General features: G+C 59.7%; 13 protein-coding genes and 3 rRNA genes. 12 read left to right on the top strand and 4 right to left on the bottom strand.

Annotated features, from left to right (window positions below; all coding sequences use genetic code 11):
- Nucleotides 1-322: 322 nt before the first annotated feature.
- Entirely contained in the window at nt 323-1,174 is an 852-nt protein-coding gene (locus BBDE_RS08475; RefSeq protein WP_230454347.1) for a hypothetical protein, read from the top strand.
- Between the two features lie 213 nt (nt 1,175-1,387).
- Here the strand turns inward: BBDE_RS08475 and BBDE_RS08470 are convergent, their stop codons facing one another.
- Nucleotides 1,388-1,681, bottom strand: a complete 294-nt coding sequence (locus BBDE_RS08470) for a metal-sensitive transcriptional regulator (RefSeq protein ID WP_003839052.1) — start codon at nt 1,679-1,681, stop codon at nt 1,388-1,390.
- Nucleotides 1,682-1,822: 141 nt separating this feature from the next.
- Here BBDE_RS08470 and BBDE_RS08465 point away from each other — a divergent pair, with 141 nt between their 5' ends.
- Nucleotides 1,823-4,729, top strand: coding sequence for a heavy metal translocating P-type ATPase (locus BBDE_RS08465; RefSeq protein ID WP_003839053.1), 2,907 nt, complete (start codon nt 1,823-1,825; stop codon nt 4,727-4,729).
- Between the two features lie 35 nt (nt 4,730-4,764).
- Here the strand turns inward: BBDE_RS08465 and BBDE_RS11435 are convergent, their stop codons facing one another.
- On the bottom strand, nt 4,765-4,923 hold the full coding sequence (locus BBDE_RS11435) for a hypothetical protein (RefSeq protein ID WP_167555760.1): 159 nt from the start codon (nt 4,921-4,923) through the stop codon (nt 4,765-4,767).
- Nucleotides 4,924-4,998: 75 nt separating this feature from the next.
- Between BBDE_RS11435 and BBDE_RS08460 the strand changes: the two genes are divergently transcribed.
- The 6 genes from BBDE_RS08460 to BBDE_RS08435 all read left to right on the top strand — a co-directional run bounded on the left by BBDE_RS08460 (nt 4,999) and on the right by BBDE_RS08435 (nt 14,475).
- The gene (locus BBDE_RS08460; RefSeq protein WP_003839057.1) at nt 4,999-6,255 is read left to right on the top strand and encodes an MFS transporter; all 1,257 of its coding nucleotides are present in this window, start codon (nt 4,999-5,001) and stop codon (nt 6,253-6,255) included.
- 205 nt (nt 6,256-6,460) lie between these two features.
- Nucleotides 6,461-7,366, top strand: coding sequence for a 4-hydroxy-tetrahydrodipicolinate synthase (dapA, locus tag BBDE_RS08455; RefSeq protein WP_003841147.1), 906 nt, complete (start codon nt 6,461-6,463; stop codon nt 7,364-7,366).
- A gap of 119 nt (nt 7,367-7,485) precedes the next feature.
- The gene (locus tag BBDE_RS08450; protein ID WP_003839060.1) at nt 7,486-9,426 is read left to right on the top strand and encodes a ribonuclease J; all 1,941 of its coding nucleotides are present in this window, start codon (nt 7,486-7,488) and stop codon (nt 9,424-9,426) included.
- Between the two features lie 129 nt (nt 9,427-9,555).
- Nucleotides 9,556-12,165, top strand: a complete 2,610-nt coding sequence (gene pepN / locus BBDE_RS08445) for an aminopeptidase N (protein WP_003839063.1) — start codon at nt 9,556-9,558, stop codon at nt 12,163-12,165.
- A 153-nt stretch (nt 12,166-12,318) separates the two neighbouring features.
- The gene (gene glmM / locus BBDE_RS08440) at nt 12,319-13,701 is read left to right on the top strand and encodes a phosphoglucosamine mutase (protein ID WP_012902441.1); all 1,383 of its coding nucleotides are present in this window, start codon (nt 12,319-12,321) and stop codon (nt 13,699-13,701) included.
- A 117-nt stretch (nt 13,702-13,818) separates the two neighbouring features.
- Nucleotides 13,819-14,475 carry a peptide deformylase gene (locus BBDE_RS08435; RefSeq protein ID WP_012902440.1) on the top strand — a complete coding sequence of 219 codons (657 nt, stop codon included), beginning with the start codon at nt 13,819-13,821 and terminating at the stop codon, nt 14,473-14,475.
- 93 nt (nt 14,476-14,568) lie between these two features.
- On the opposite strand, the gene BBDE_RS08430 is transcribed toward BBDE_RS08435, so the two are convergent.
- Both BBDE_RS08430 and BBDE_RS08425 read right to left on the bottom strand, forming a co-directional pair.
- Nucleotides 14,569-16,176, bottom strand: coding sequence for an APC family permease (locus BBDE_RS08430; RefSeq protein ID WP_228369698.1), 1,608 nt, complete (start codon nt 16,174-16,176; stop codon nt 14,569-14,571).
- A 166-nt stretch (nt 16,177-16,342) separates the two neighbouring features.
- Nucleotides 16,343-17,773 (bottom strand): glutamate decarboxylase, encoded by a 1,431-nt coding sequence (locus BBDE_RS08425; protein WP_003839070.1) that lies wholly within the window; start codon nt 17,771-17,773, stop codon nt 16,343-16,345.
- A 249-nt stretch (nt 17,774-18,022) separates the two neighbouring features.
- Here BBDE_RS08425 and BBDE_RS08420 point away from each other — a divergent pair, with 249 nt between their 5' ends.
- The 4 genes from BBDE_RS08420 to rrf all read left to right on the top strand — a co-directional run bounded on the left by BBDE_RS08420 (nt 18,023) and on the right by rrf (nt 25,490).
- A complete protein-coding gene (locus BBDE_RS08420; protein WP_033489778.1) occupies nt 18,023-19,612 on the top strand; it encodes a 3'-5' exonuclease in 1,590 nt (529 codons plus the stop codon).
- Between the two features lie 490 nt (nt 19,613-20,102).
- Nucleotides 20,103-21,633 (top strand): 16S ribosomal RNA (locus tag BBDE_RS08415).
- A 445-nt stretch (nt 21,634-22,078) separates the two neighbouring features.
- Nucleotides 22,079-25,156, top strand: a 23S ribosomal RNA gene (locus BBDE_RS08410).
- Between the two features lie 217 nt (nt 25,157-25,373).
- Nucleotides 25,374-25,490 (top strand): 5S ribosomal RNA (rrf, locus tag BBDE_RS08405).
- Together the 16S, 23S and 5S rRNA genes form the textbook arrangement of a ribosomal RNA operon.
- Nucleotides 25,491-25,496: the final 6 nt, after the last annotated feature.

Genomic DNA, 25,496 nt, shown 5'->3' with positions numbered 1-25,496 from the left:
GCTGAGAGGCAGTCAGCGTCGGTAGATTGCGATTTCTTCCAATCTGCCGACGCTAAGCGGTTTACGACATGGCCGGTTGATGTGGTGACGGTTATCTACAACCATGAATCCCTACTGACACGCGGGTTTTCCGCACCCTTATCCACATTTCCCGAAAACGCCTCGCTTGAAAGCCGATTCCGGTTACAGTCGATTCATGAAGAATCATGCACGAGTTAATCGTCTCATCGAAGAGGCTATGGCGGAGCGACGATGCGCGTTTTCGCCTATTGAGTCAGAGAATGCCGCCTTACGCAGGCGGATCGCTGAAGACGGAGGGCTGTTGCGTCCCGCCCGCGGCCTGTATGTTCCCTCCGACTATTGGAACGGCCTTGATCCGTTCGAACGTTCCATGCACATGGCGCGGGCGATGGCAAGGCAACACCCGAAGTGGGTGTTCGTTGGAAACATCGCCGCGACGGCTCATGGTTTCGAACATTCCTGGAAACTGCACGACGGCACCGTTTCCATCGCGAGCGCCTATCACAACGGCTTCTGCAGAATCGCGAAGGTTCGCCGTGTGTATATTCCGGAGCAATGCATGTCAGTGGAGGTGGTTGACGGGCTGCCTGTTCTTGACAAAATACGTACAGTGCTGAATTGCTCGGTGCAATACGATTTTCCATATGGGCTTCCCATTGCGGATTCCGCGCTGAGACAAGGAATCGGACGTCGCGATTTGTCCGCCGGCTGTTCGGCTATGCGCATCGGCTATGCGCAGGCGGCGCGCGTACTGCGATATGCCGATGGTGCGAGCGAGAACGGCGGCGAATCGATGTGCCGTGCAGTGATGATTGATGAGGGTTTTGCCATTCCGCTATTGCAGACGATTTTCGTCGATCCCGAAACAGGGCGTCGATACCGTGCCGATTTTGCATGGCGACTGCCGGACGGTCGGATTGCCGTAGGCGAGTATGACGGTACGCAGAAGTATGTCGATCCGCAGATGACAGGCCGTAGGAGCGTCCAAACCGTGGTGCAGATGGAGCGTGAACGTGAGGAAGCGTTGCGTCGCGCCGGAGTCTCGCTGATAGTACGGTTCACCTATGACGATGTGATTGAGCGAGTGCCGCTTGTGAACAAGCTGCTGCGGGCGGGCCTTCCCCGATCCTCTTCCTCAATCCACCGACGGTGAGAGGCCGTCACCGTCGGTAGTTTGGAACGTTCCTCAAACTGCCGACGGTGAGTGCCCGTCAACGTCGGTAGATTAAGCAGGGTCCCAATCTACCGACGATATCCTCAAACTGCCGACGGTGAGTGTTTGTGAGCGTCGGTAGTTTGGAACGTTCCTCAAACTGCCGACGGTGAGCGGGCGTCAGCGTCGGTGGATTGAGTAGGACGTGAAGGATCACGATTTGACCAATCTGGTGATGGCCGCGCTGACTTCGGTGAGCTTTTCGTCGGAAACGGCGCCGCCTTCCTGCGTGGCCTGCTTGACGCAATGATTGAGATGGTCGTCGAGCAGCAGCAGTGCCACTGATTTCAATGCACTGTTGGCGGCGGAGATCTGGGTGAGGATGTCAATGCAGTACTCGCCGTCCTCCGTCATTTGTTTGATGCCGCGCACCTGACCTTCGATGCGATTGAGGCGGGCGATGATGTTCTTCTGGTCATCCGCATAGCCGTGTTGCGTAACGTTCATTGCCGTACTCCTCTTGACGCTAAAATCTTGACCTCAAAGCTAAAACTCAAGTCTACACTCTTGCAAATATACCCTATAGGGGTATATGGTGGTGGTATTCGTTGAAGCGAAAAGTCAAAAACAGGAAATCGGTGAGAAACTATGCAAGCTGTAATCGCCATCATTGTGGCATTGCTCGTGAGTGCGGTTGTGCTATGGTTCTTTTTCGCGCCGCGCAAGGCGTATCGTGCGAAAATCGACGGTGATGTTCAGGAGGCCGTAATCGAGGTCAAGGGCGGCTACAGTCCCGCCATCATCGAAGCCGAAGCCGGGATGCCGCTGAAATTGGTGTTCGACCGTAAAGAGGACGGCGAGTGTTCGTCACATGTCGTGTTCTCCGACTTCGGAGTGGATCTGGCGTTGCCGGCCTTCCGCACGACCGCGCTGACATTGCATCCGCAAACCCCGGGGGAGTACCCTTTCGCGTGTGGCATGAACATGCTGCATGGCACGTTGAAGGTACTGCCTGGCAGGCATCATCGTGCGGAATCCACGCAGGAAGACGCCGCGGAATCTTTCCGTCCGCCGGTCACGTCGGCACCTTCCTCGTCACGTGCCCCGTCATCTTCCGATGCCGTTTCCAATGCCGTGAGGGAATCAGGCTCATGCCGCCTTGCGCAGTCGCCGCGGTCGCCGCGGTCGCACGAAATCAGGATGCTGATCGTCCGTCTTGTCGTGGCGGCCATCTGCACGATTCCGGTATTCTGCTCCACCATGCTCATGCTGTACCGCATGCCAGCATGGTTGCAATTGATGTTCATGCTACCAATCGTCGGGTACGCGGCCCTGCCGATTTTCCGCAGCGGATTCGCGGCAATCGCGCATCGTTCGCCGGAAATGAACGCACTCGTCAGTCTCGGCACGGTATTCGCGTTCCTGTATTCCTGCGTGGTCACGTTCGCGCCGCGGATTCTGCCCGAAAACGCACGCGAACCGTATTTCGAAGCGGTCGGCGTGGTAATCACCCTGATGCTTGTAGGCCAGTTGCTTGAAGCGAGGGCCCGTGTCGGCACCGGTGAGGCGATGCGCGCCTTGGCCGGACTGCAGCCGAAAACCGCTCGGGTGATACGCGACGGCAAGGAAGAGCAGATTGACGTTGACGATGTGCAGGTCGGCGATATCATCGCCATTCGTCCCGGCGAAAAGCTACCGGTGGATGGCATCGTCACCGCTGGCACCTCAAGCGTCGACGAATCCATGATTACCGGCGAATCCATGCCGGTCACCAAAAAAATCGGTGACAATGTAACCGGCGCCACCATCAATGAGTCCGGCGCATTGCGGTATCGTGCCACGAAAATCGGTAAGGATACGGTGCTTGCGCAGATTATGGCGTTCGTCAGATCCGCGCAGAGTTCGAAGGCTCCGGTGCAACGCATGGCCGACAGCATCGCAGGCGTTTTCGTGCCGATTGTCGTGCTGATCGCCATCTGGTCGTGCGCGCTGTGGTTCGCGTTCGGCCCGGAACCGCGCGTCACGCATGCATTGGTCGCCGCCGTTTCCGTGCTGCTCGTCGCATGCCCGTGTGCATTGGGATTGGCGACCCCGCTTTCCGTAACGGTTTCCACTGGTCGGGCCGCGCAGATGGGTGTGCTCATCCGTTCCGCCGAAGCGTTGGAAACGACCGGTAAGATCAATGCCGTGGTGCTTGACAAGACCGGCACCATCACTGCGGGCAAGCCATCACTCACTGATGTGCTGCCGCTCGGCAAATGGCGTAACGATCCGGAAGGGCTGCTGTCGCTGACCGCCGCCGCCGAGCATGATTCGGAGCATCCGCTTGCTGCGGCCATCGTCGCGGGAGCGCAAAAACGCGGCATTCCAATCGGTGAAGTCACGGCATTCCATGCGATTGCCGGTCAGGGCGTCACCGCCGACATCACGGTGAGCTCGCGCTGGCTTGCGGCCTCGGCGAAGCGTGATGATTCCGTGGTCCTGCCGAATGCGGACGTGCGCGAAACGCACGCCGTCGCGGTAGGCAATACCGATTTGATCGACCGACTTGAGATCGGTATGCCAAGCGTCGGTGATGAGAATCTTGACGACATCATCGCTGATATGCAACGTCTGTCGAGCCACGGCAAGACGCCGGTATTGACTGCCATCGACGGCGAACTTGCGGGAATCGTGGCCGTTGCCGACACCGTCAAACCGGATTCCGCCGAGGCAATCGCACGGCTGAAGTCACATGGCATCGAAGTCGTCATGCTGACCGGCGACAACGAGACCACTGCGCAGGCCGTGGCTGGTCAGGTTGGCGTGACCCGTGTGATTACCGGCGTGCATCCGGAGAACAAGGCCGACGAGGTAGCCCGACTGCAAGGGCAGGGCTATACGGTCGCGATGGTGGGGGACGGCATCAACGACGCTCCGGCGCTGGCCCGTGCCGACGTGGGCTTCGCCATCGGCACCGGCACCGATGTGGCCATTCAATCCGCCGACGTGACGTTGATGAACGGTTCGCTTATAGGCCTCGTGCATGCCATCGACCTGACGCACGCCACCATGCGCAACATCGCACAGAATCTCGGGTTCGCCCTTGGTTATAACAGCATTGGCATCGCCATGGCCGCGGGCGTACTGTATCCGTTTACAGGCCGGATGCTCAGCCCGATGATCGCGGGCGCGGCCATGGCGTTCTCCTCGCTATGCGTGGTGTCGAATGCCAGCCGCCTGCGCTTGTTCGACCCGGGCAAACCCAAGACCTATCAGGTTCGCAAGCCGAATCTGAGCAATAGCAAACACAGTCAGAAAGGAAACATCATGGGACTGTTCAGTGATCATAAGGCCAAGAACGAAGGCTCCTGCAGCGGCCATTCCTGCCACTGCGGCCACGGCAACGCTGGTTCCGGCGATACTGCGACCACCGTGAAGGATCCGGTGTGCGGCATGACCATCGACCCGGCCACCGCCGCCGCGACCCGCGAGCATGAGGGCATCACCTACTATTTCTGCAATCCGGGCTGCGCCGACAAGTTTGATCAGGATACCGCCCGCTACATTGCCTAACGATCCGGATTAACGGCTTGCCCGGTCGAGCAGGCTCACGAAGGATCTATTCCGCGGTTTTCAACAATCATGTGTTTGGCCGTTCCGAGCTGCGCCATCGCAACGTTCGGAACGGCCAAACACATGAAATCGGCAAGTACAATCCGCATGAGAATATCAACGGACATTGCAAGCATCACGGCGAACTTGAGCATCACCGATGACATTCCGACAAAAGGAATCCACTCCTGATAGGCTAAGCCGGAAGCGAAGAACGGAGCGGAGAATTCATGAATGCAAAGAATGCCATTGCGGAATACGATGTGCCATCCACTGGACTGTGGGCGGCACTGGTCTTCGTGGTGTCGTTGAATCTACGGCCGGCCATCGCCGCAGTCGGTCCGTTGCTTACGCAAATTGGTGCCGACCTTTCCTGGGGCGAAGGCGTGCAGGGCGTCCTGACGGCGATACCGCTGCTTGCCTTTGCCGCGGTCAGCCCGTTGGTTACGTTCATCGAACGCCGTGTCGGTGTGGATATGGCGATTCTGTCGGCCCTGCTGTGCATTGCGGTCGGCAATTTCATTCGCTCGTATTGTGGCAATGTCGGAATCTGGTTGGGAACGGTGATTTTCGCTTCCTCAATCGCCGTGGGCAACGTGCTGGTGCCGGTGATCGTAAAACGCGACTATGCCGGTCATATTGCGATGGCTACAGGCGTTTACTCCGGCTGTATCACCGTAGGTGCCGCCACTGCGGGATTGATTTCCGCTCCACTTGCGCAGGTATGGTGCGATTGGCGTGCCTCACTTGCCGTTTGGAGCGTGCCGCCGCTAGTGGTCGCGGCATTGTGGGCGTTGCGCATACTGCATAATCGCCAGATCATGCAAACCACTGTGCCAAACGTGACGCGAACCAATGCAGCAACCACCTCCCATGAATCGGGATACGATACATTCCGTTGTGTACTGCGACGTCCGATGACATGGTACGTCACTGTGTTCATGGGATTGCAATCATCCACTTTCTACACCATGTCCAATTGGATACCGAGCGTTTCCGCATCCGCTGGCTTCGACGCCTCCACGGCCGGCGTGCACCTGTTCATATTCCAGGGCGTTGGTATTCTTTCCGGTCTGCTGATACCCAAGCTGATGAATGTGCGCGGTAACCAGATTTGTGCGGCGCTCACTTCCAGCATTCCCATGCTGGTGGCGGGTCTCGGCATGCTGGTGTTCCCGCAAGCCATGATTGTCTGGTCGCTCATCGGCGGCTGCGCACAGGGATCAGCGCTGGTCGTGGCGCTCGCGTTGATCGCCATGCGTGGGCAGGGCGGTGCCGAAACCGTGGTGCTTTCGGGCATCGCGCAATCATTCGGTTATCTGATAGCTTCGCTGGGACCACTGGTATTCGGCGTATTGATGCAGCTTACCGGCGGTCGTCAGGTTTCGCTTGGATTGTTCGCGTGCATGGCGTTCCTCCAATGCGTTGTTGCCGTCATTGCCGGACAATCTTCCAAAGATGGCGTTTCGCGTTCGATCGGGTCTTAAGCGCTCATAGGGTCTGCAACACAAGCTGGAAGGCCTCGATCCGGGAAGGATGTCGGGGATGTTGGCACGTGCGATACCAAGAGGGGTGTTGCGGGCGTCAACGTTGCCGCTGCCTACGATGGATCCGAATACGTCTTTTCCGGAATGTGACGCTTGTTGCGTACGGCTTCCCTTCGAGTCCGTGGCGCGAAGTACCGTGGAACGTATGACTGACGGTACGATGCATCTTCTCGATCCCGCTCCTTTCGGGCGAATTCTCCCGGCCATGGTGACCCCCATGAAGGCCGATGGCTCCGTTGATTTCGAGGCCGCGCGCAAGCTTGCGACGCAGCTCGTGGCCGACGGTGCCGATGGTCTTGTGGTCAACGGCACCACCGGCGAATCACCGACCACTCACATGGAGGAGAAGGTCGAGCTGGTTCAGGCCGTCAAGGACGTCGTGGACGTGCCGGTCATCTCCGGTGCCGGCTCCAACGACACCGCACACACCGTGCGCATGGTGGAGCAGACGCAGGAGGCGGGCGCCGATGCGGTGCTCGTGGTCGCGCCATACTACTCCCGTCCTTCTCAGGAGGGTGTGTTCCGTCATTACAAGGCGGTCAACGATTCGGCGGACAAGCCGATTATCGTCTACGATGTGCCAGGCCGCACCGGTCTGCACATCCAGCTGGAAACCTACCGTCGACTGGCCGAACTCGACCATGTCAAGGCGGTGAAGGACGCCACCGGCGACATCGCGGGAGCCGTGCGCAAGCGTATGGAAACCGGCCTGACCTGGTATTCCGGCGATGATGGCCTGTTCCTGCCGTTCCTTTCCGTAGGTGCGGTCGGCATCATCTCCGTGATCGCGCACGCGGCGGCCGGCCCGATGCGTGACCTCGCCAACGCCTTCGACCGTGGTGACATCCACGAGGCGCAGCGTCTTGCCGTGCAACTCGCGCCGCTGGTCGAATCCATGAACGGCAACGGCTTCCAGGCCGTCATGGCCAAGGCCTCCCTGAAGGTACGCGGCATTCTTGACGACACCACCATGCGTCTGCCGAATGTCGGTCCGGGTGAGGCTGAAATCAAACGTGCCGAGGCAGGCATGCGCGCCTCCGGTCTGCTGTAAAACGACGATGATTGCGATTACGGCCTGCTACCTCCGCTCCAATCCGCAGTAGATGCGGGCCCTTCATTCCTCGTTCCCGCATAGGCGGGAACAATTAGTAACAGAAATCCAACTAGGAAATGGCTACAGAAGAAACCAAGAAAAAGACAACGCACAAGCGCGGCAGCAAGGCTGTCAAGCGCACTGATTCCGCGGCGAAGAAGGAGAGCGCAACCACGCGCAAGTCTTCCGGCCGCACTCGTAATGCCAACGGCGCCGGCCGCGGCAAAGGCACTGGCACCCGTTCCGCGGGCAATCGCCGTTCCACCCGTCCGGCACCGCAGGCCACCGCACCTCAGCAGGATTCCGTGCTGATCGCCCCGCCAAAGTACCGCAAGGGCTCCATGCGCATCGTGCCGCTGGGCGGTTTGGGTGAGATCGGTCGCAATATGAACGTGGTCGAATACAATGGCCACTTGCTGCTCATCGACTGCGGTGTGCTGTTTCCGGAAGAGGAGCAGCCGGGCGTGGACCTGATCCTGCCTGACTTCCACTACATCAAGGATCGTCTCGACAAGGTCGAGGCTCTGGTGCTCACCCACGGTCATGAGGACCACATCGGTGGCGTACCGTACCTGCTGAAACTGCGCCCGGACATTCCACTGATCGGCTCCAAGCTCACACTGGCCTTCGCGGAGGCCAAGTGCAAGGAGCACCACATCAATCCGACGCTTGTCGAGGTCAAGGGCCGCGACAAGCTCAAGGTGGGCCCATACAACCTTGAATTCGTGAACGTGACCCACTCCATCCCGGACGCTCTGGCCGTATTCGTGCAGACTCCGGCCGGTTCCCTGATCGACACCGGCGATATCAAACTCGACCAGCTGCCGCTTGACCATCGCATCACCGATCTGGTGGAATTCGGCAAGCTCGGCGAAAAGGGCGTGGACCTTCTGATGATGGACTCCACCAACGCCGAGGTGCCGGGCTTCGTCAAGCCGGAGACCTCCATCGGTCCGGCCCTTGACCAGGCGTTCGCGCAGGCTACCCGCAAGATCATCGTGGCCAGCTTCTCCAGCCACGTGCATCGCGTGCAGCAGGTCGTCGACGCCGCTCACAAGTACGGCCGCAAGGTTGTGTTCGTCGGCCGTTCCATGGTGCGCAACATGTCCATCGCAGCCGATTTGGGCTACTTGCGTCTGCCGGAAGACACCGTCATCGACCTGAAGCAGTCCCATGATGTGCAGGACGACAAGCTCGTCTACATGTGCACCGGCTCCCAAGGCGAGCCGATGGCCGCCTTGGGCCGTATCGCCGACGGCAACCACCGCGATATCACCATCAACGAATTCGACACGGTGATTCTGGCCAGCTCCCTGATCCCGGGCAACGAGCACGAGGTCTACAAGGTCATCAACAAGCTCGTGCAATTGGGTGCGCGTGTGGTCAACCGCGATAATGCGGCCGTGCACGTCTCCGGCCATTGCAACGAGGGCGAGCTGCTGTACATGTACAACATCGTCAAGCCGAAGTGCGCCATGCCGATTCACGGTGAGAACCGTCACTTGGTGGCCAACGGCATGATCGCCGTCAAGACCGGCGTCGATCCGCAGAACGTCGTGCTGGCTGAAGATGGCGACGTCGTCGACCTGTACCATGGCCAGGCCGCGGTCGTCGGTTCCGTGCCGTGCGGCTACGTGTATGTGGATGGCGATTCCGTCGGCGAGCTTACGGATGAGGAGCTTGAGAAGCGTCGTATTCTCGGCACTGAAGGATTCGTGTCCAGCTTCGTGGTCGTCGACACCGAAACCGCCGATGTGATTGCGGGGCCGAAGATCTATCTCAACGCCGTTGCCGAGGATGAAAGCGAATTCGACAAGGTGCGTCACCAGATCGTCGAGCAGTTGCGGGATGCCATGATGACCGGTACCCACGATACGTACAAGCTGCAGCAGCTCATGCGCCGCACGCTTGGCAGTTGGGTGGCCCGTCAGCTGCATCGCAAGCCGATGATCGTGCCGGTCGTGGCCGACATCGCGCAGGACGTCGATGACGCTGCGGGCGTAACTGCGGCCAAGTGACACCAAAGGCGTAACGTCTGCGTAAGCTGAAACCAGCCTGAACGACCATTGGAACGATTAGGGCGGCGTAACCGGAACAACTGGTTACGCCGCCTACGTTGTACAGACAACCAAGCAACAAGGAGTGACATGCCAGGAGCAAACCTCACCCGTATCGAAGCCGAAGAACGCAAGGATACCATTTCGGCACCGATCCATTACACGGTCAGCCTTGATCTGACCCACGGAGCCAAGGATTTCGGATCCGAAACCACCATCACCTTCGACGCAAAGCCGGGATCGAACAGCTTCCTCGACCTCATCGCCAACGAAGTGAGTGAAATCGTGCTGAACGGTGAGACCCTCGATCCGACGACCGCCTTCGCCGACGACCGCATTGAGCTCAAGAATCTTGAAGCGCATAACGAGGTCACCGTCAAGGCTCTGTGCCAGTACTCCAATACCGGCGAAGGTCTGCATCGTAGCGTTGATCCCTCCGATGGCAACATCTATCTTTATTCCCAGTTCGAAGTGCCGGACGCTCGTCGTGTCTACGCCGTATTCGACCAGCCTGACCTCAAGGCCGTGTTCGACTTCTCCGTGCTTGCAGCCAAGTCCTGGATCGTCACCTCCAATATGCCGGCAGCCTCCGTGACCGATACCGAAATCGTGACGGAGGAAGGTACGCTCGGCGAGCATGAGGCCGAGACCACCCGCCGATGGGTGTTCGAGCCGACCCCGACCATGAGTTCCTATCTGACCGCCATCTGCGCCGGCCCGTACGCCGAATGGCACACCGAATACGCCAACGAAGACGGTCGCACCGTGCCGATGGCCATGTACTGCCGCCAGGCCCTTGCCGATGCCTTCGCCAAGGACGTCGACTATCTGTTCGACATCACCAAGAAGGGCTTCGCGTTCTATGCCAAGACCTGGGGCGTGCCATACCCGTACGCCAAGTACGACCAGATCTACGTGCCGGAATACAATGCCGGCGCCATGGAGAACATCGGCATGGTCACCATCCGTGACCAGTATGTGTTCGAATCCAAGGTGACCGATGCTTACGCCGAACGTCGCGTGGTGACCGTGCTGCACGAGCTTGCCCATATGTGGTTCGGCGACTATGTGACCATGAAGTGGTGGAATGACCTGTGGCTCAACGAATCCTTCGCCGAGTTCACCTCCACGCTCGCCACCGCCGAAGCCACCGAATGGAAGGATGCCTGGGCCACGTTCAGCTCCGGTGAGAAAAGCTGGGCGCTGCGTCAAGATCAGCTGAGCACCACGCATCCGATCGTCGCCCCGATCAACGACCTCAACGATACCTATGTGAACTTCGACGGCATCACCTACGCCAAGGGCGCTTCCGTCCTGAAGCAGCTCGTGTTCTATGTAGGCCGCGACAAGTTCTTCCAGGGCATCAATAACTATCTGAACAAGCATGCCTACGCCAACGCAACCCTGGCGGACCTGCTCGCCGAACTGGAGCTCACTTCCGGCCGTGATCTGAAGGCGTGGAGCGCCCAGTGGCTGGAACAATCCGGCATCAACACCATCGCCACCGAAGTGCAGGAGAATGAGGACGGCACCATCAGGCAGCTTGTACTCAGGCAGTCCGCTCCCGCCGAACATCCGGTGCTGCGCGCCCACCGTCTGGCCGTCGGTTTCTACAATGAGGATCCGGCAACCGGCAAGATCGTGCGCACCGATCAGTTCGAGCTCGACGTCGATGGCGAGACCACCGTGGTCGAGGCGGCTGCAGGCAAGACTCGCCCGGCGCTGATTCTCGTGAACGACGACGATCTGACCTACACCAAGCTGCGCTTCGACGACCAATCCCTGAAATTCGCCGCCGAGAACCTGTATCGTTTCGACGATGCGCTGGCCCGTTCCGTGATCTGGCTGGCCTTCTGGGATATGACGCGTGACGGCGAACTGCCGGCCAAGCAGTTCATCGACACCTCGCTGGCCGCGCTCGCCACCGAGCACGAATCCACCACCTTCCGCTATGCGCTGGCCCAGATCAGCACCACCGCATGGCATTACACCGCTCCGGCCGATCGTGCAGCGGTCGTGGAACATGTGGCAGCCGAACTGTTCAAGCTGGCCAATGCGGCCGAAGCCGGTTCCGACGAGCAGTTCCAGCTCATCACCGCCTATCTTGGCTATGGCGAGCCGGCAGATGAGGCTTTCGCGGCCAATGCCAAGGGTTTGCTTGACGGTTCCGTGGTACTCGAGGGCCTTGAAATCGACAATAACTTCCGTTGGACCATCATCAACGCTCTGAGCACCGTGAACGAAATCGGCCAGGCCGAAATCGATGCGGAACTTGCCAAGCGCGAAACCACCGAGAACCGTGAATTCGCCCTTGGTGCCCGAGCGGTGGCCGGTACCGCAGAGGCCAAGGCATGGGCTTGGAACGAAGCGCTGAACAACAATGGGCTGACCAACATGCAGCTCGAGGCCGTGGCGGGCGGTTTCGCCGCCACTCCACGTGCCGACTTGGCCGAGCCGTATGCCGAGAAGTATTTTGAGGTGGCTGACTGGATCTGGCAGAACAAGACCTTCCACATGGCCGAGGCCCTGCTCGAAGGTTTGTATCCGGGGTATGCCGACCCCGCCAAGCTGGTCGAACTCGGTGACGCGTGGCTTGACGCCCATGAGCACGCCGACAATGCGCTCAAGCGCATTGTGCGTGGCAACGTGGAGGCCTCCCATCGCACACTGAAGGTGCGCGACTTCAACGCCGCCCTCTGACGAGAGCCGAGACAGAAGGTGGATTTCCTTTGGGAATCCACCTTCTTTCGTATGTGCTCCGTAACGTTTCATCACGATCTGCGCTGTGGTGGCGTGAGGTGAGTACGATAGTGCAAGGAAAAAGCAACTTCAGATAGCGAGGACTTGAGACTCATGCCACGTATGTTCGGAACCGACGGCGTTCGAGGATTGGCAAACAGGGACCTGACCGCACAACTGGCGCTCGATTTGGGCGATGCCGCAGTGCGTGTGCTGGAAAATAACGGCAACAGAGGCGAGTTCGAAGGCCGTCGCCGTGCGCTGGTTGGCCGTGATACGCGAGTTTCCGGCGATTTTCTTGCCGCAGCACTGTCGGCGGGCATGTCTGCGGGCGGTTTCGATGTGATCGACGCCGGCATCATTCCGACTCCGGGCGTCGCCTATCTGACTTCCGTGCTGAACGTCGAAATGGGTGCCGTGATCTCCGCCTCGCACAATCCGATGCCCGACAACGGCATCAAATTCTTTGCCCGTGGCGGTTTCAAGCTGCCCGACACCAAGGAAGACGAGATCGAAGCCGTGCTTGGTCAGGATTGGGAGCGTCCGACCGGTGCCGCTGTGGGCCGTGTGAGCCATGACACCGCCACCGCAACCAACCTGTACATCGACCATCTGGTTTCCACCATCGCCCCGATCGGTCCTGACAAGTCCCAGCCGAAGCCGCTTAAGGGCCTGAAGATCGTGGCTGACTGCGCCAATGGCGCCACGTCCGTGGTCGCTCCCGAAGCCCTGCGTCGCGCAGGTGCCGATGTGATTGTGATCAATGCCTCACCGGATGGCTATAACATCAACAAGAACGCCGGTTCCACCCATCCGGAGCAGCTGCAGGCCATGGTCAAGGCTTCCGATGCGGCCATGGGTGTGGCCTTCGATGGCGATGCCGACCGTTGCCTGGCCGTGGATGAGGATGGCAACATGGTCAACGGCGATCAGATCATGGGTATTCTGGCCCGCGCCAAGAAGAACGCCGGCAAACTCAATCACGACACCTTGGTGGTGACCGTGATGAGCAATCTGGGGCTTAAGCTCGCCCTGCGTTCCATGGGCATCAAGACCGTACAGACCAACGTCGGCGACCGTTACGTGCTTGAAGAGATGCTGCGCGGTGACTATTCGCTTGGTGGCGAGCAGTCCGGCCATGTCATCAATCGCGAATTCGCCACCACCGGCGACGGCACCTTGACCGCACTGACCCTGTGCAATGAGGTGGTACAGTCCGGCAAGAGTCTCAAGGAGCTCGCCGCAGACTTCCCGCAACTGCCGCAACGGCTGATCAATGTACCGAATGTCGACAAGCTGGCCGCCGATACCAATGCCAAGGTGCAGGCAGCCGTCGAACGCGAGGAGAAGATGCTGGGAGATACCGGTCGCGTGCTGTTGCGTCCGTCCGGCACCGAGCCGCTCGTGCGCGTCATGGCCGAGGCCGAAACCCAGCAGCAGGCCGACGAGGTGTGCGAACGCCTTGCCAAGGTCGTGGCCGACGAGCTCGCATTGTAGCGATCCCCGTTTCACCCTCTGACGATCTCTGACGAAGGAAATGCCATGCTGCGGCATGACATCATGGCACAGGGAGATGGAGGGAAGCGTGCCGGGAACAAGAACAACGGAGAAAACATGTTTGGACGTAATGCAAAAGTGAATCTCGAGCTCAACCGCGAGGTCGAGAAACTCATCAAATCCGGCGGCAAGGACAAACTGTTGCCGATCGTGCAGGCCGGCGAACCGGTGCTGCGCCAGCAGACCGCAGCCTATGAGGGGCAGCTGAGCCGCAAGACGCTCGACAAGCTTATCGACACCATGCACGTCACCATGCTTGAAGCCCCGGGCGTCGGATTGGCCGCCACGCAAATTGGCCTGGGCCTGGCCCTGGCCGTGGTGGAGGATCATGTACGTGATGGCGATGACGGCGATCCGCGCGAGGCGGCGGAATTCCCGTTCCACGTGATCATCAATCCCAGCTATGAGCCTATTGGTACGCAGACCCGCAGCTTCTATGAGGGCTGCCTGAGCTTCGACGGGTATCAGGCTGTGCGCAAGCGCTGGCTTGACATCACCGCACGGTGGCAGGATGAGGATGGCAACAGGCATGAGGAGCATCTGCATGGTTGGCCGGCACGCATCTTCCAGCATGAGACCGATCATCTCAGCGGCGAGCTGTACATCGACAAGGCGGAGATTCGGAGCCTGACCACCAATGAGAATCTTGAGGATTTCTGGTGTGAGGATCCGGTGCCGACCGAAGCCGCCGCCGAACTCGGCTTCGATCTTTAAACGGTATGCGAACAGGCGGTTGCGCCTCTAACGGGAGCAGCCGCCTGTCATGGTTCAGTTTCTTCCTCTTGGAAGAAGAAGGTAGTACGGGGACTATCCTTCCGGATTCACCAGCATTCCTTTTGCGTCCGCGTTCTTCTCCGCGTCCGAACGCATATCCCAATTCGACTTGCGCATCGCATACAGAATCAGCGGCGGCATGCCAAGCACCACCACAACCACGGCCACCAGAATCGCGTAGGCCGTGGTGCTCAGACCGGTAAATCCGGCCGGACGCACGAACGTCAGCACGAAGGCCGCGGCGGAGGCGATGAAGCCGACGCCCGCAATCAGACGAATAGCCGGCACACGGTACGTGCGCCTGACTTCGGGATGGATCTTGCGCAGCCGAATCGCGGAGGCGAACATCAGCATGTACATCACCAGATACAGTGCGGTGGCCATATCGACCAGTGTCGCGAAGGCGGTATTACCATTCGGAATCAGCACGAACAGCAACGCCAGCACGGTCACGATCACACCCTGCGGAATCAGAATGCCTTCCTGAACACCGTGGGCGTTGCGCTTCTGCAGCATCGGCGGCATCAAACCGGTGCGGGCGGCGGCCAGAAGGCCGCGAGAGGGTCCTGCGATCCATGTCACGACGGAAGCGAACGCGCCGAATGCGATCAGCAGCGAAATGATCGGGGTGCCCCAGCTCATGCCGAAGTGGTCGAAGAACTCCTTGAACGCCAGATTGATGCCATCGATCAGACCGAGCTCACGATGCGGCACGGCGAAGGCGATGGCCAGAGTCGGCAGAATGAACACGAGCAGAATCAACGCGGTGGCCAGTGCGATGGCGCGCGGGAACTGATGGCCCGGATTCTTCATGTCATTGGCATGCACGGCGTTGACTTCCATGCCCGCATAAGCCAGCACGTTGGAGACGATGAGCACGATCGATGCGATGCCGGTCCACGGCGGCAGCAAAGCGGAGGCGTGCATGGAAGTGTGCATCGGCTCGCCGATGCCCAGCCAGATCGCGCCGAACACGATCAGCAGCAGCGCGGGGAACAGGGTACCGATCAGTCCGGAGATCGAGCCGACCTTGGCGAAGAGATTGCCGCCACGCAAAGCCACCACCGTGCTGATCCAATACAGCACGATGATCACTGCGGCAATGTACACGCCGTTATTGCCCAGATTGCCGGCACCGAACACATACGAAAGGCTCACCGCGATGAAGGCGATCTGAATTGGATACCACACCACGTTCTGAATCCACTGCAGCCAGATGGCAAGAAAGCCGAAACGGTTACCGAACGCCTCGCGCACCCACACATACACACCGCCTTTCCATCCGGTAGCCAGTTCGGCGGCGACCAGTGCGGCCGGCACCAGGAAGAACACGGCCGGAATCAGATACAGCAGTATGGATGCCAGACCATAATCGGCCATGGCCGGCAAAGAACGTAGAGAGGCCACTGCCACCACGGTCAGCATGGCCAGCTGACCGACCGACATCAGGGCTTTGCTACTCGCCCCGGCATGTGCATGTGTGCCCGTATGTGCATGATTGTCTGCACCGGCAGGCGATTTGGACGGTTTCTCGACCGGCCTCACGGCCGTGCCCGCTCCGGAACGCGCGAATCCTGAATGTGCCGCCGCGCTCGCATTGTGCGCTATCACGGCAAGCGGTTTCTTTGCATGAACTGTCATTGCAGCCAGCTTTCATAAACATAATCGTTGTAGGAACAAACATGGTTTCCTCTCCATCCTTCGCCAGCCGAGGGCATTCGCCAAGGTGGGCGAAGCCTCACCTCCCACGGATGAGGCTTCGCGGTGTCGCGTGCGGGCGCGACGGAGGATGGCGATTGGTAGAGACTCAGTGATGGAAGCCGGAGACCCGTGCCTCGCTCGGCATCGGCGCCTTCAATCCATCCAGATACTTCACACAGGCCTTCAGATCCTTCAGGAACGATTCGGCCATATCATGGCTGAATCCGTTGCGCACCACGATGCGCTGCACGGTCACCTGCGTTAGATCCACCGGCATCGGATAGGCCGGCACTAGCCAGCCCTTCATGCGCAGACGATCCTGCAGATCGTACAGGTTCCACTTGCGATCCGGCTTGTCCTTGAGCATCCAAGCGAACACCGGAATATCGGAACCGTCGTTCCATAGAGTGAAGTCGTCCATCTTGGCGATTTCGCCCGACAGGTACTTCGCCACATCGTGCGCGGCCTGCTGCACGCGGCGGTAGCCTTCGAATCCCAAACGCAGGAACATGTAGTACTGCAACAGCACCTGAGCGCCGGGGCGGGAGAAGTTCAGCGCAAAGGTCGGCATTTCGCCGCCCAGATAGCTCACCTTGAAGATCAGGCTTTCCGGCAGGTCGGCGGTCTCACGCCATACCACCCAGCCCAGGCCCGGGTAGACCAGACCGTACTTGTGTCCGGAGGTACTGATGGAGTACACGCGCTTGACGCGGAAGTCCCACTGAAGGTCGGGCTGGATGAACGGTGCGATCATACCGCCCGAAGCGGCATCCACGTGGATGCGCACATCGAGTCCGGTGCGTTCCTCGATGCGGTCCAACGCGTCGGAGATCTTCTTGACCGGCTCGTACATGCCCGTGTAGGTCACGCCCATGATGGCCACCACGCCGATGGTGTTCTCGTCGACGTACTTGTCGAGGTCGTAGCCGTCAAGCACTTTGTGCTCTTCGGAGATCGGCACGTAACGCGGTTCCACGTCGAAGTAGTTGCAGAACTTCTCCCAGCACACCTGCACGGCGCTGCTCATCACCAGATTCGGTCGATCGGCCGGCAGGCCGGCCTTTTCTCGCGCTTCCTTCCAGCGGCGCTTCAAGGCCAGGCCGCCCAGCATGCATGCCTCGGAGGAGCCGATGGTGGAGGTTCCGATGGTATTCATCGGGTCCGGCGCATGCCAGAGGTCGGCGAGCATATGCCAGCAGCGGGATTCGACTTCGGCGGTCTTCGGGTACTCGTCCTTGTCGATCATGTTCTTGTCGGCCGCCTCCATGTACAGGCGGTTCGCATAATCGTCCATCCAGGTGCTTACGAAGGTCGCGAGGTTCAGGCGTGCGTTGCCGTCAAGCATGGCGTCGTCGTGCACCACCTGATAGGCGGTCTCCGGTAGGCTTCCTTCCTGCGGAATCTTGAACTTAGAGAAGGCCTTGGCTTCCTTCGGACGGGCGAACAGTGGGTTGACTTCCACGCTGTCGGAATCGGCACCACCAGAATAACCATAACCTGCCGCGATGGTATTGATGTTGGAATGCATTATCGACATTGCGACTTCCTTTCATCATCTGGAACGTTCCTTGCGTTCCGATAATGTAAAAATAAACTGTCAAACCTTCTGTTTCCTGTGGTTTTTGCCATTATTCGCTATAGGGAAATCAAAATTTATGCTCTGGATGACGAGCCCATCCGCCGAATTCGGGGGGTGATAGGTGCGGGGGATCCATTCGTGCTTGGCATCTTGGTCGTATTGTGGCGGGTGGAAAAAATCGTCTGCCATTCGGCTACGATTCGAGATATGAACGAAGCAGTGCAGACGGACGGTTCCTGGCTGTCCGAAGCCAAGAAAGACATCGATCAGTGGGCGGCGATGATGCCGAAGAACGCCGACAATCAGTTGATTGACTGGCAGTGGGTCGCTTCACTTGATATGGAGCGCGGTATCGGTGCGGCCGCGACGCAGCATATTGATGCGATTGCGGCGTTGCGGTACTGGCGTTCCTCCGAGACGGGATCCTCCGCGACGACTGCCGTGACCGGACGGCCCGCTCCATCGCTGTCCGCACGCCAACTGCATGATCTGCTGAAACTCGATCTTGCGATTCGTGACCGGCTTGAATCGATCCTCGCGCAATGCAATACGACGTTCATGACGGATTTCGATCGTTTGATCGCCTCCTATCGTTTGCCGCGCGCGCTCGCGTATGCGAATCGTCGCCTATGTGACGAGATTGCCATCCTGCGTGAGATCGGTGCGCAGATGCGTTTGTGGACCATTACGCAAGAACGCCGTGAACGAGTCACCGTACCGGTCCTGCACCCGTATGCACGACCTGCGGATGCCGCGGATGCCGTATCCGTCGCCGATACCGCGAACGGTGATCGATTGGCATCTGACGAAACTTCGGCATCCGTCATCCGGTTGGACGATATCCAGGATCGGACCGCCGAAATCGTCAACGGCCGTGCGTCTCGCCGCAAGGCTGCACGTGAGCAGGAACGTTCCGGCCGCTATGCCATGTCGCGTGCGAACCTGAGCGGTGTGACCAGTCCCGGCGGTTCCACATTGTTCGATGACGATTCGGTGTTCGCCGCCGGTCAGGCAAGCCGGTCGGAGGAGGGCCGTCGTCTTGCCGATTATCGCAAGCCTGACTGGCGTGACGCCTACCTTCCCGGTTGTGATGTCGACAACGTGATGGGTGTCGACATCGAAACCACGGGCACCGATCCGGCCCGTACGTACATCATCGACGTCGGGTTCGAATTCATGAACATGATGTCGCCACGTCCCGCGGATGCCCCGGCCGAATACCGGTATGAGCAAAGTTCCTATGTGACCGGGGACGCCTATGGCCAGGCCCGCCTTTCCTTCGGCGTCACACCCGAGAACGCCGCTGTCGGCAACGACCTGATTCTCAGACTTACAGGCATCGACGTTCGTGACCTTGCCGGAGGGCCTCGCTTGTTCGACGAGTGGCCGGCGGCTCAGATTGGATTGCTCCAGCGTTTGGAACAGCAACCGTATGTGGCTCACAACGCCCGTTTCGAGCATGGGTTCTTCATGCTGAATATCGCCGGATATGCGGAAAGCTATCGTGCCGGCAACATTACGATCATCGATACGTTGCCGATGAGCCGCCGTTGGGATGACGGCTCGATTCCCGACGATGAGCATCCGTATGGCGACAATACGTTGGAATCTTACGCTAAACGTCAGGGCGCCTTGGATTCCTCGAAGTCGGAACGTCACCTTGGTCTGGAAGACGCCCATATCATGCTGGTTGCGATGAAGCGTCATCTCGCGATGCTCCGCGCCGAAGGGCGTGGTCCTTGGGGAGCGGACGGCAGATCAGGCCTCGGCGGCAAGCATTGCGGACGTCGCTGGTAGAGAGGGCGCCCACCTGCGTGGCTTTCCTCGTAGGCAGCGCCCGACCGCAGTGACGACACGCCGATGAACATTCGATTTCGTGTAATGCGATTGCTGTTTCATAGGACTACGACGATGATATCGGCCATGTAAGGTGGTTTTCGACACGCCGGGGGAGGCGTGTGTTTGCAACGGTTCCGGGTCCTTCCGTGCCTGCGGGGTTGCGCGGGCGCGGGTTCCCGTGTATGTTTATCTCTTGCTGCTCAGCACGGCGGCCCGGCTCCCATGGTTCGGGGCGGTCTGCTGGTGCGGTGGTGGTTTGAGAACTCAAGAGCGTATCTGTACTACTTCTTTATAGTCAATGATTGCCAGTCCATCGTCGGCTCGCCGTGTTTCGGCGAGTGGCCGGGAGGCCTTGAAGGACGGTGGGGTTTTCGTGCGATGCGCCTTTCCTTATAAGGCGATCGTCAATTTTCTTGTGAGAGTCGTTTTCGGTTCTCTTCATGGTTTTTTCGTGGAGGGTTCGATTCTGGCTCAGGATGAACGCTGGCGGCGTGCTTAACACATGCAAGTCGAACGGGATCCCGGGGGTTCGCCTCCGGGTGAGAGTGGCGAACGGGTGAGTAATGCGTGACCGACCTGCCCCATACACCGGAATAGCTCCTGGAAACGGGTGGTAATGCCGGATGCTCCGGTTGGATGCATGTCCTTCCGGGAAAGGTTCCATCGGTATGGGATGGGGTCGCGTCCTATCAGCTTGATGGCGGGGTAACGGCCCACCATGGCTTCGACGGGTAGCCGGCCTGAGAGGGCGACCGGCCACATTGGGACTGAGATACGGCCCAGACTCCTACGGGAGGCAGCAGTGGGGAATATTGCACAATGGGCGCAAGCCTGATGCAGCGACGCCGCGTGCGGGATGGAGGCCTTCGGGTTGTAAACCGCTTTTGATCGGGAGCAAGCCCTTCGGGGTGAGTGTACCCTTCGAATAAGCACCGGCTAACTACGTGCCAGCAGCCGCGGTAATACGTAGGGTGCAAGCGTTATCCGGAATTATTGGGCGTAAAGGGCTCGTAGGCGGTTCGTCGCGTCCGGTGTGAAAGCCCATCGCTTAACGGTGGGTCTGCGCCGGGTACGGGCGGGCTGGAGTGCGGTAGGGGAGACTGGAATTCCCGGTGTAACGGTGGAATGTGTAGATATCGGGAAGAACACCAATGGCGAAGGCAGGTCTCTGGGCCGTCACTGACGCTGAGGAGCGAAAGCGTGGGGAGCGAACAGGATTAGATACCCTGGTAGTCCACGCCGTAAACGGTGGATGCTGGATGTGGGGCCCGTTCCACGGGTTCCGTGTCGGAGCTAACGCGTTAAGCATCCCGCCTGGGGAGTACGGCCGCAAGGCTAAAACTCAAAGAAATTGACGGGGGCCCGCACAAGCGGCGGAGCATGCGGATTAATTCGATGCAACGCGAAGAACCTTACCTGGGCTTGACATGTTCCCGACGGCCGTAGAGATACGGCCTCCCTTCGGGGCGGGTTCACAGGTGGTGCATGGTCGTCGTCAGCTCGTGTCGTGAGATGTTGGGTTAAGTCCCGCAACGAGCGCAACCCTCGCCCTGTGTTGCCAGCACGTCATGGTGGGAACTCACGGGGGACCGCCGGGGTCAACTCGGAGGAAGGTGGGGATGACGTCAGATCATCATGCCCCTTACGTCCAGGGCTTCACGCATGCTACAATGGCCGGTACAGCGGGATGCGACATGGCGACATGGAGCGGATCCCTGAAAACCGGTCTCAGTTCGGATTGGAGTCTGCAACCCGACTCCATGAAGGCGGAGTCGCTAGTAATCGCGGATCAGCAACGCCGCGGTGAATGCGTTCCCGGGCCTTGTACACACCGCCCGTCAAGTCATGAAAGTGGGCAGCACCCGAAGCCGGTGGCCTAACCCTTCTGTGGGATGGAGCCGTCTAAGGTGAGGCTCGTGATTGGGACTAAGTCGTAACAAGGTAGCCGTACCGGAAGGTGCGGCTGGATCACCTCCTTTCTACGGAGAGTTCAGGACGCGGTTCGTGTCCGGTGTGTGCCCCATGCGCGTGGAACGGTTCCACGGCCCGTGTGGGGATGCTGGTGTGGAAGAGATCGTTGGCTTGGACGGGCCTGTCCCGTCCGGGAGTGGTATGGGTGTGCTTTTGGGTTCCCGGACCGCCACCCCACAGTCTTGGATTGTGGTGCGGTTCGATGCCCATGCGGGGTGGCCGGCGTCCGTTGGACGCGTGGCGGAACGTGTGGCGCGTGGCGGTTTGAGAACTGGATAGTGGACGCGAGCAAGGGAAACATGGTGTTTCCCTTTGCTTATCGCGATTTCGCCAAACTCTTCTTTTTGAGTTTGGTTTCGAGATCGATCGTTTTGTGATCATTTGAACAGTGCGATGATTTGTCGTCTGGCAATCTTGCTATCAGGAAAGCCGCGGGATGGCACGGCCGTTGGCTGTGTCGCCCGCAAGGGCGCATGGTGGATGCCTTGGCAGACAGTACCGACGAAGGACGTTTGAGGATGCGATAAGCCTCGGGGAGCCTCCAGCATGGCTTCGATCCGAGGATTTCCGAATGGGGCAACCCGCCGGCCGTCATGGGCCGGCACCGCAGGCTTCTGCGGGGGGTACGCAGGGAAGTGAAACATCTCAGTACCTGCAGGAAGGGATACTCCGTGAGTAGTGGCGAGCGAAAGCGGATCAGACCAAACCGCGTGCGCGTGATACCCGTCGGGGGTTGCGTGCGCGGTGTTGAGGGAGCGCGTGTCCCGGTTCCGACGGACCGGGCGGGAGTCATAAAACGGCTTGCCAGGGGAACAGGCTTGAAGGCCTGGCCGCAGAGGGTGCCAGCCCCGTACCTGGACGCTTGCCGTCTTCCGATCGCGTGTCCCAAGTAGCGCGGGCCTCGTGGAATCCCGCGTGAATCCGCACCGACCGTGGTGTAAGTCTAAGCATACCTGTCTGACCGATAGCGTACCAGTACCGTGAGGGAAAGGTGAAAAGCACCCCGGGAGGGGAGTGAAAGAGTTCCTGAAACCGTGCGCCTACGATCCGTCGGAGCCTCCTTGCGGGGTGACGGCGTGCCTATCGAAAAATGAGTCTGCGAGTCAGTGATGCGTGGCGAGGCTAACCCGTCGTGGGGCAGCCGTAGCGAAGGCGAGTCCGAACAGGGCGTTTTAGAGTCGCGTGTCCTGGACCCGAAGCGGGATGATCTAGCCCTGGGCAGGTTGAAGCGCGGGTAAGACCGCGTGGAGGACCGAACCCACCTGGGTTGAAAACCGGGGGGATGACCTGGGGCTAGGGGTGAAAGGCCAATCAAATTCCGTGATAGCTGGTTCTCTCCGAAATGCATTTAGGTGCAGCGTCGGCTTATTGCATCGCGGGGGTAGAGCTACCGGATGCTTGCGGGCCCTTGTGGGGTACCAACAGCAGCCGAACTCCGAATACCGTTGATGTGTATGCCGGCAGTGAGTCGGCGGGGGATAAGCTCCGTCGTCGAGAGGGAGACAGCCCAGACCGTCGTCCAAGGTCCCCAAGCGTGTGCTAAGTGGGAAAGGATGTGGGGCCGCATAGACAGCCAGGAGGTTGGCTCAGAAGCAGCCATCCTTGAAAGAGTGCGTAACAGCTCACTGGTCTAGTGGTCCCGCGCCGACAATGTAGCGGGGCTCAAGCACACCACCGAAGACGCGGCGGCGCGTGTATGCGCGCCGGGTAGGAGAGCGTCCTGCAAGGGGCGAAGCGGCGGCGTGAGCCGGCCGTGGACTTTGCGGGAGTGAGAATGCAGACATGAGTAGCGAGAGACGGGTGAGGATCCCGTCCGCCGGATGACCAAGGGTTCCGGGGCCACGTTCGTCGTCCCCGGGTGAGTCGGGTCCTAAGGCGAGGCCGACAGGCGTAGTCGAATGGATGAACGGGTGGATATTCCCGTACCGGCAGCGAACCGACAGGACCGAGGCGGTGAGTACTAACCTCCGTCGCGGGCCGTTCCCCTCCTTCGGGTGGGGTCCGGCGCGTGGCGTTGGGAGCGTAGCCGTGGTAGGTGAGCGCAGGGGTGACACGGAATGGGAGCCGGCCGCGGAGGTGGTTTTCCGTGGTCAAGCACGCAGCCAGTCGCATAGGCAAATCCGTGCGGCGTGTATGGCGAGGTGCGATGATGGGAGCCGTTTCGGCTCGATATCCGGTGGTCCAGGCCGTCGAGAAAAGCCCCGGCGTCAGGCGCGTTGCCGCCCGTACCCCAAACCGACACTGGTGGTCAGGTAGAGAATACCAAGGCGATCGAGCGAATCCTGGTCAAGGAACTCGGCAAACCGCTCCCGTGCCTTCGGCATAAGGGAGACCCCCGCGGGTGAACGGACATGCTCCGGGAGCGTGTGGGGGTGGCACAGACCAGGGGGTAGCGACTGTTTACCAAAAACACAGGTGCATGCGAAGGCGTAAGCCGCTGTATATGCACTGACGCCTGCCCGGTGCCGGAAGGTTAAGAGGATCCGTCAGCCCCTTCGGGGGTGAAGCGGTGAATTCAAGCCCCGGTAAACGGCGGTGGTAACTATAACCATCCTAAGGTAGCGAAATTCCTTGTCGGGTAAGTTCCGACCTGCACGAATGGCGTAACGACTTCCCCGCTGTCTCGACCAGGAGCTCGGCGAAATTGCAGTACGAGTAAAGATGCTCGTTAAGCGCAGAAGGACGAAAAGACCCCGGGACCTTTACTATACCTTGGTATTGGCGTCAGTCGCGGATTGTGTAGCATAGGCGGGAGGCTTCGAGGCGCGGGCGCCAGCCCGCGCGGAGCCGCAAGGTGAAATACCGCTCTGTTCTCGTTTGACGTCTCACCTCGAACGGTCATCCCGTTCAGGGACAGTGCCTGGCGGGTAGTTTAACTGGGGCGGTTGCCTCCCAAAGAGTAACGGAGGCGCTCAAAGGTCCGCTCAGCCCGGTTGGCAATCGGGTGTCGAGTGCAATCGCACAAGCGGGCTTGACTGCGAGGACGGCGGTCCGAGCAGGGACGAAAGTCGGAGATAGTGATCCGGTGCCGGCGCACGGGCGCGGCATCGCTCAACGGATAAAAGGTACCCCGGGGATAACAGGCTGATCATTCCCAAGAGTCCATATCGACGGGATGGTTTGGCACCTCGATGTCGGCTCGTCGCATCCTGGGGCTGGAGCAGGTCCCAAGGGTTCGGCTGTTCGCCGATTAAAGCGGCACGCGAGCTGGGTTCAGAACGTCGTGAGACAGTTTGGTCTCTATCCTCTGCGCTCGTTGGAATCCTGGGGAGGCCTGCCCATAGTACGAGAGGACCTGGGTGGACGAACCTCTGGTATGCCGGTTGTCGCGCCAGCGGCACGGCCGGTTGGCTACGTTCGGGAGGGATAACCGCTGAAAGCATCTAAGCGGGAAGCCTGCTCCGAGATTAGGATTCCTTGGGCCCTTCGGGGTCCTGAAGCCCGCATGTGGAACACGTGTTTGATAGGCCGGAGGTGGAAGCCCCGCGAGGGGTGGAGCCGACCGGTACTAACGGGCGACGGCGACATAGCAGCCCATTCCCCTCTTGTGTGGGGGTGGGTCCGCGTCTTTGCTGCTGCGGGATTGTTGGCGACAAGGAGCGTTGTTCCTGTGGTCACGAAACGGTGTTCGCGTCCGCTGTCCGGTTCCCGGACCGTCACGGCACGCGCCGGTGGCGGCGCGTGGGTGGTTTTCCTTTTGGCCGGTCGGGGTCCCCGTTTGGGGGTCCGGGCCGTTGATGGTGGTTTTTGCGGTGGCCATGGCCCAGGTGTGACGCCCGGTCCCTTTCCGAACCCGGAAGCTAAGGCCTGGCACGGTGATGGTACTGCACCCGGCAGGGTGTGGGAGAGTAACACGCCGCCGCAAACGTTC

Source organism: Bifidobacterium dentium JCM 1195 = DSM 20436 (assembly GCF_001042595.1).
Taxonomy (GTDB): domain Bacteria; phylum Actinomycetota; class Actinomycetes; order Actinomycetales; family Bifidobacteriaceae; genus Bifidobacterium; species Bifidobacterium dentium.
This window is presented reverse-complemented; position numbering and strand designations above follow the sequence as displayed.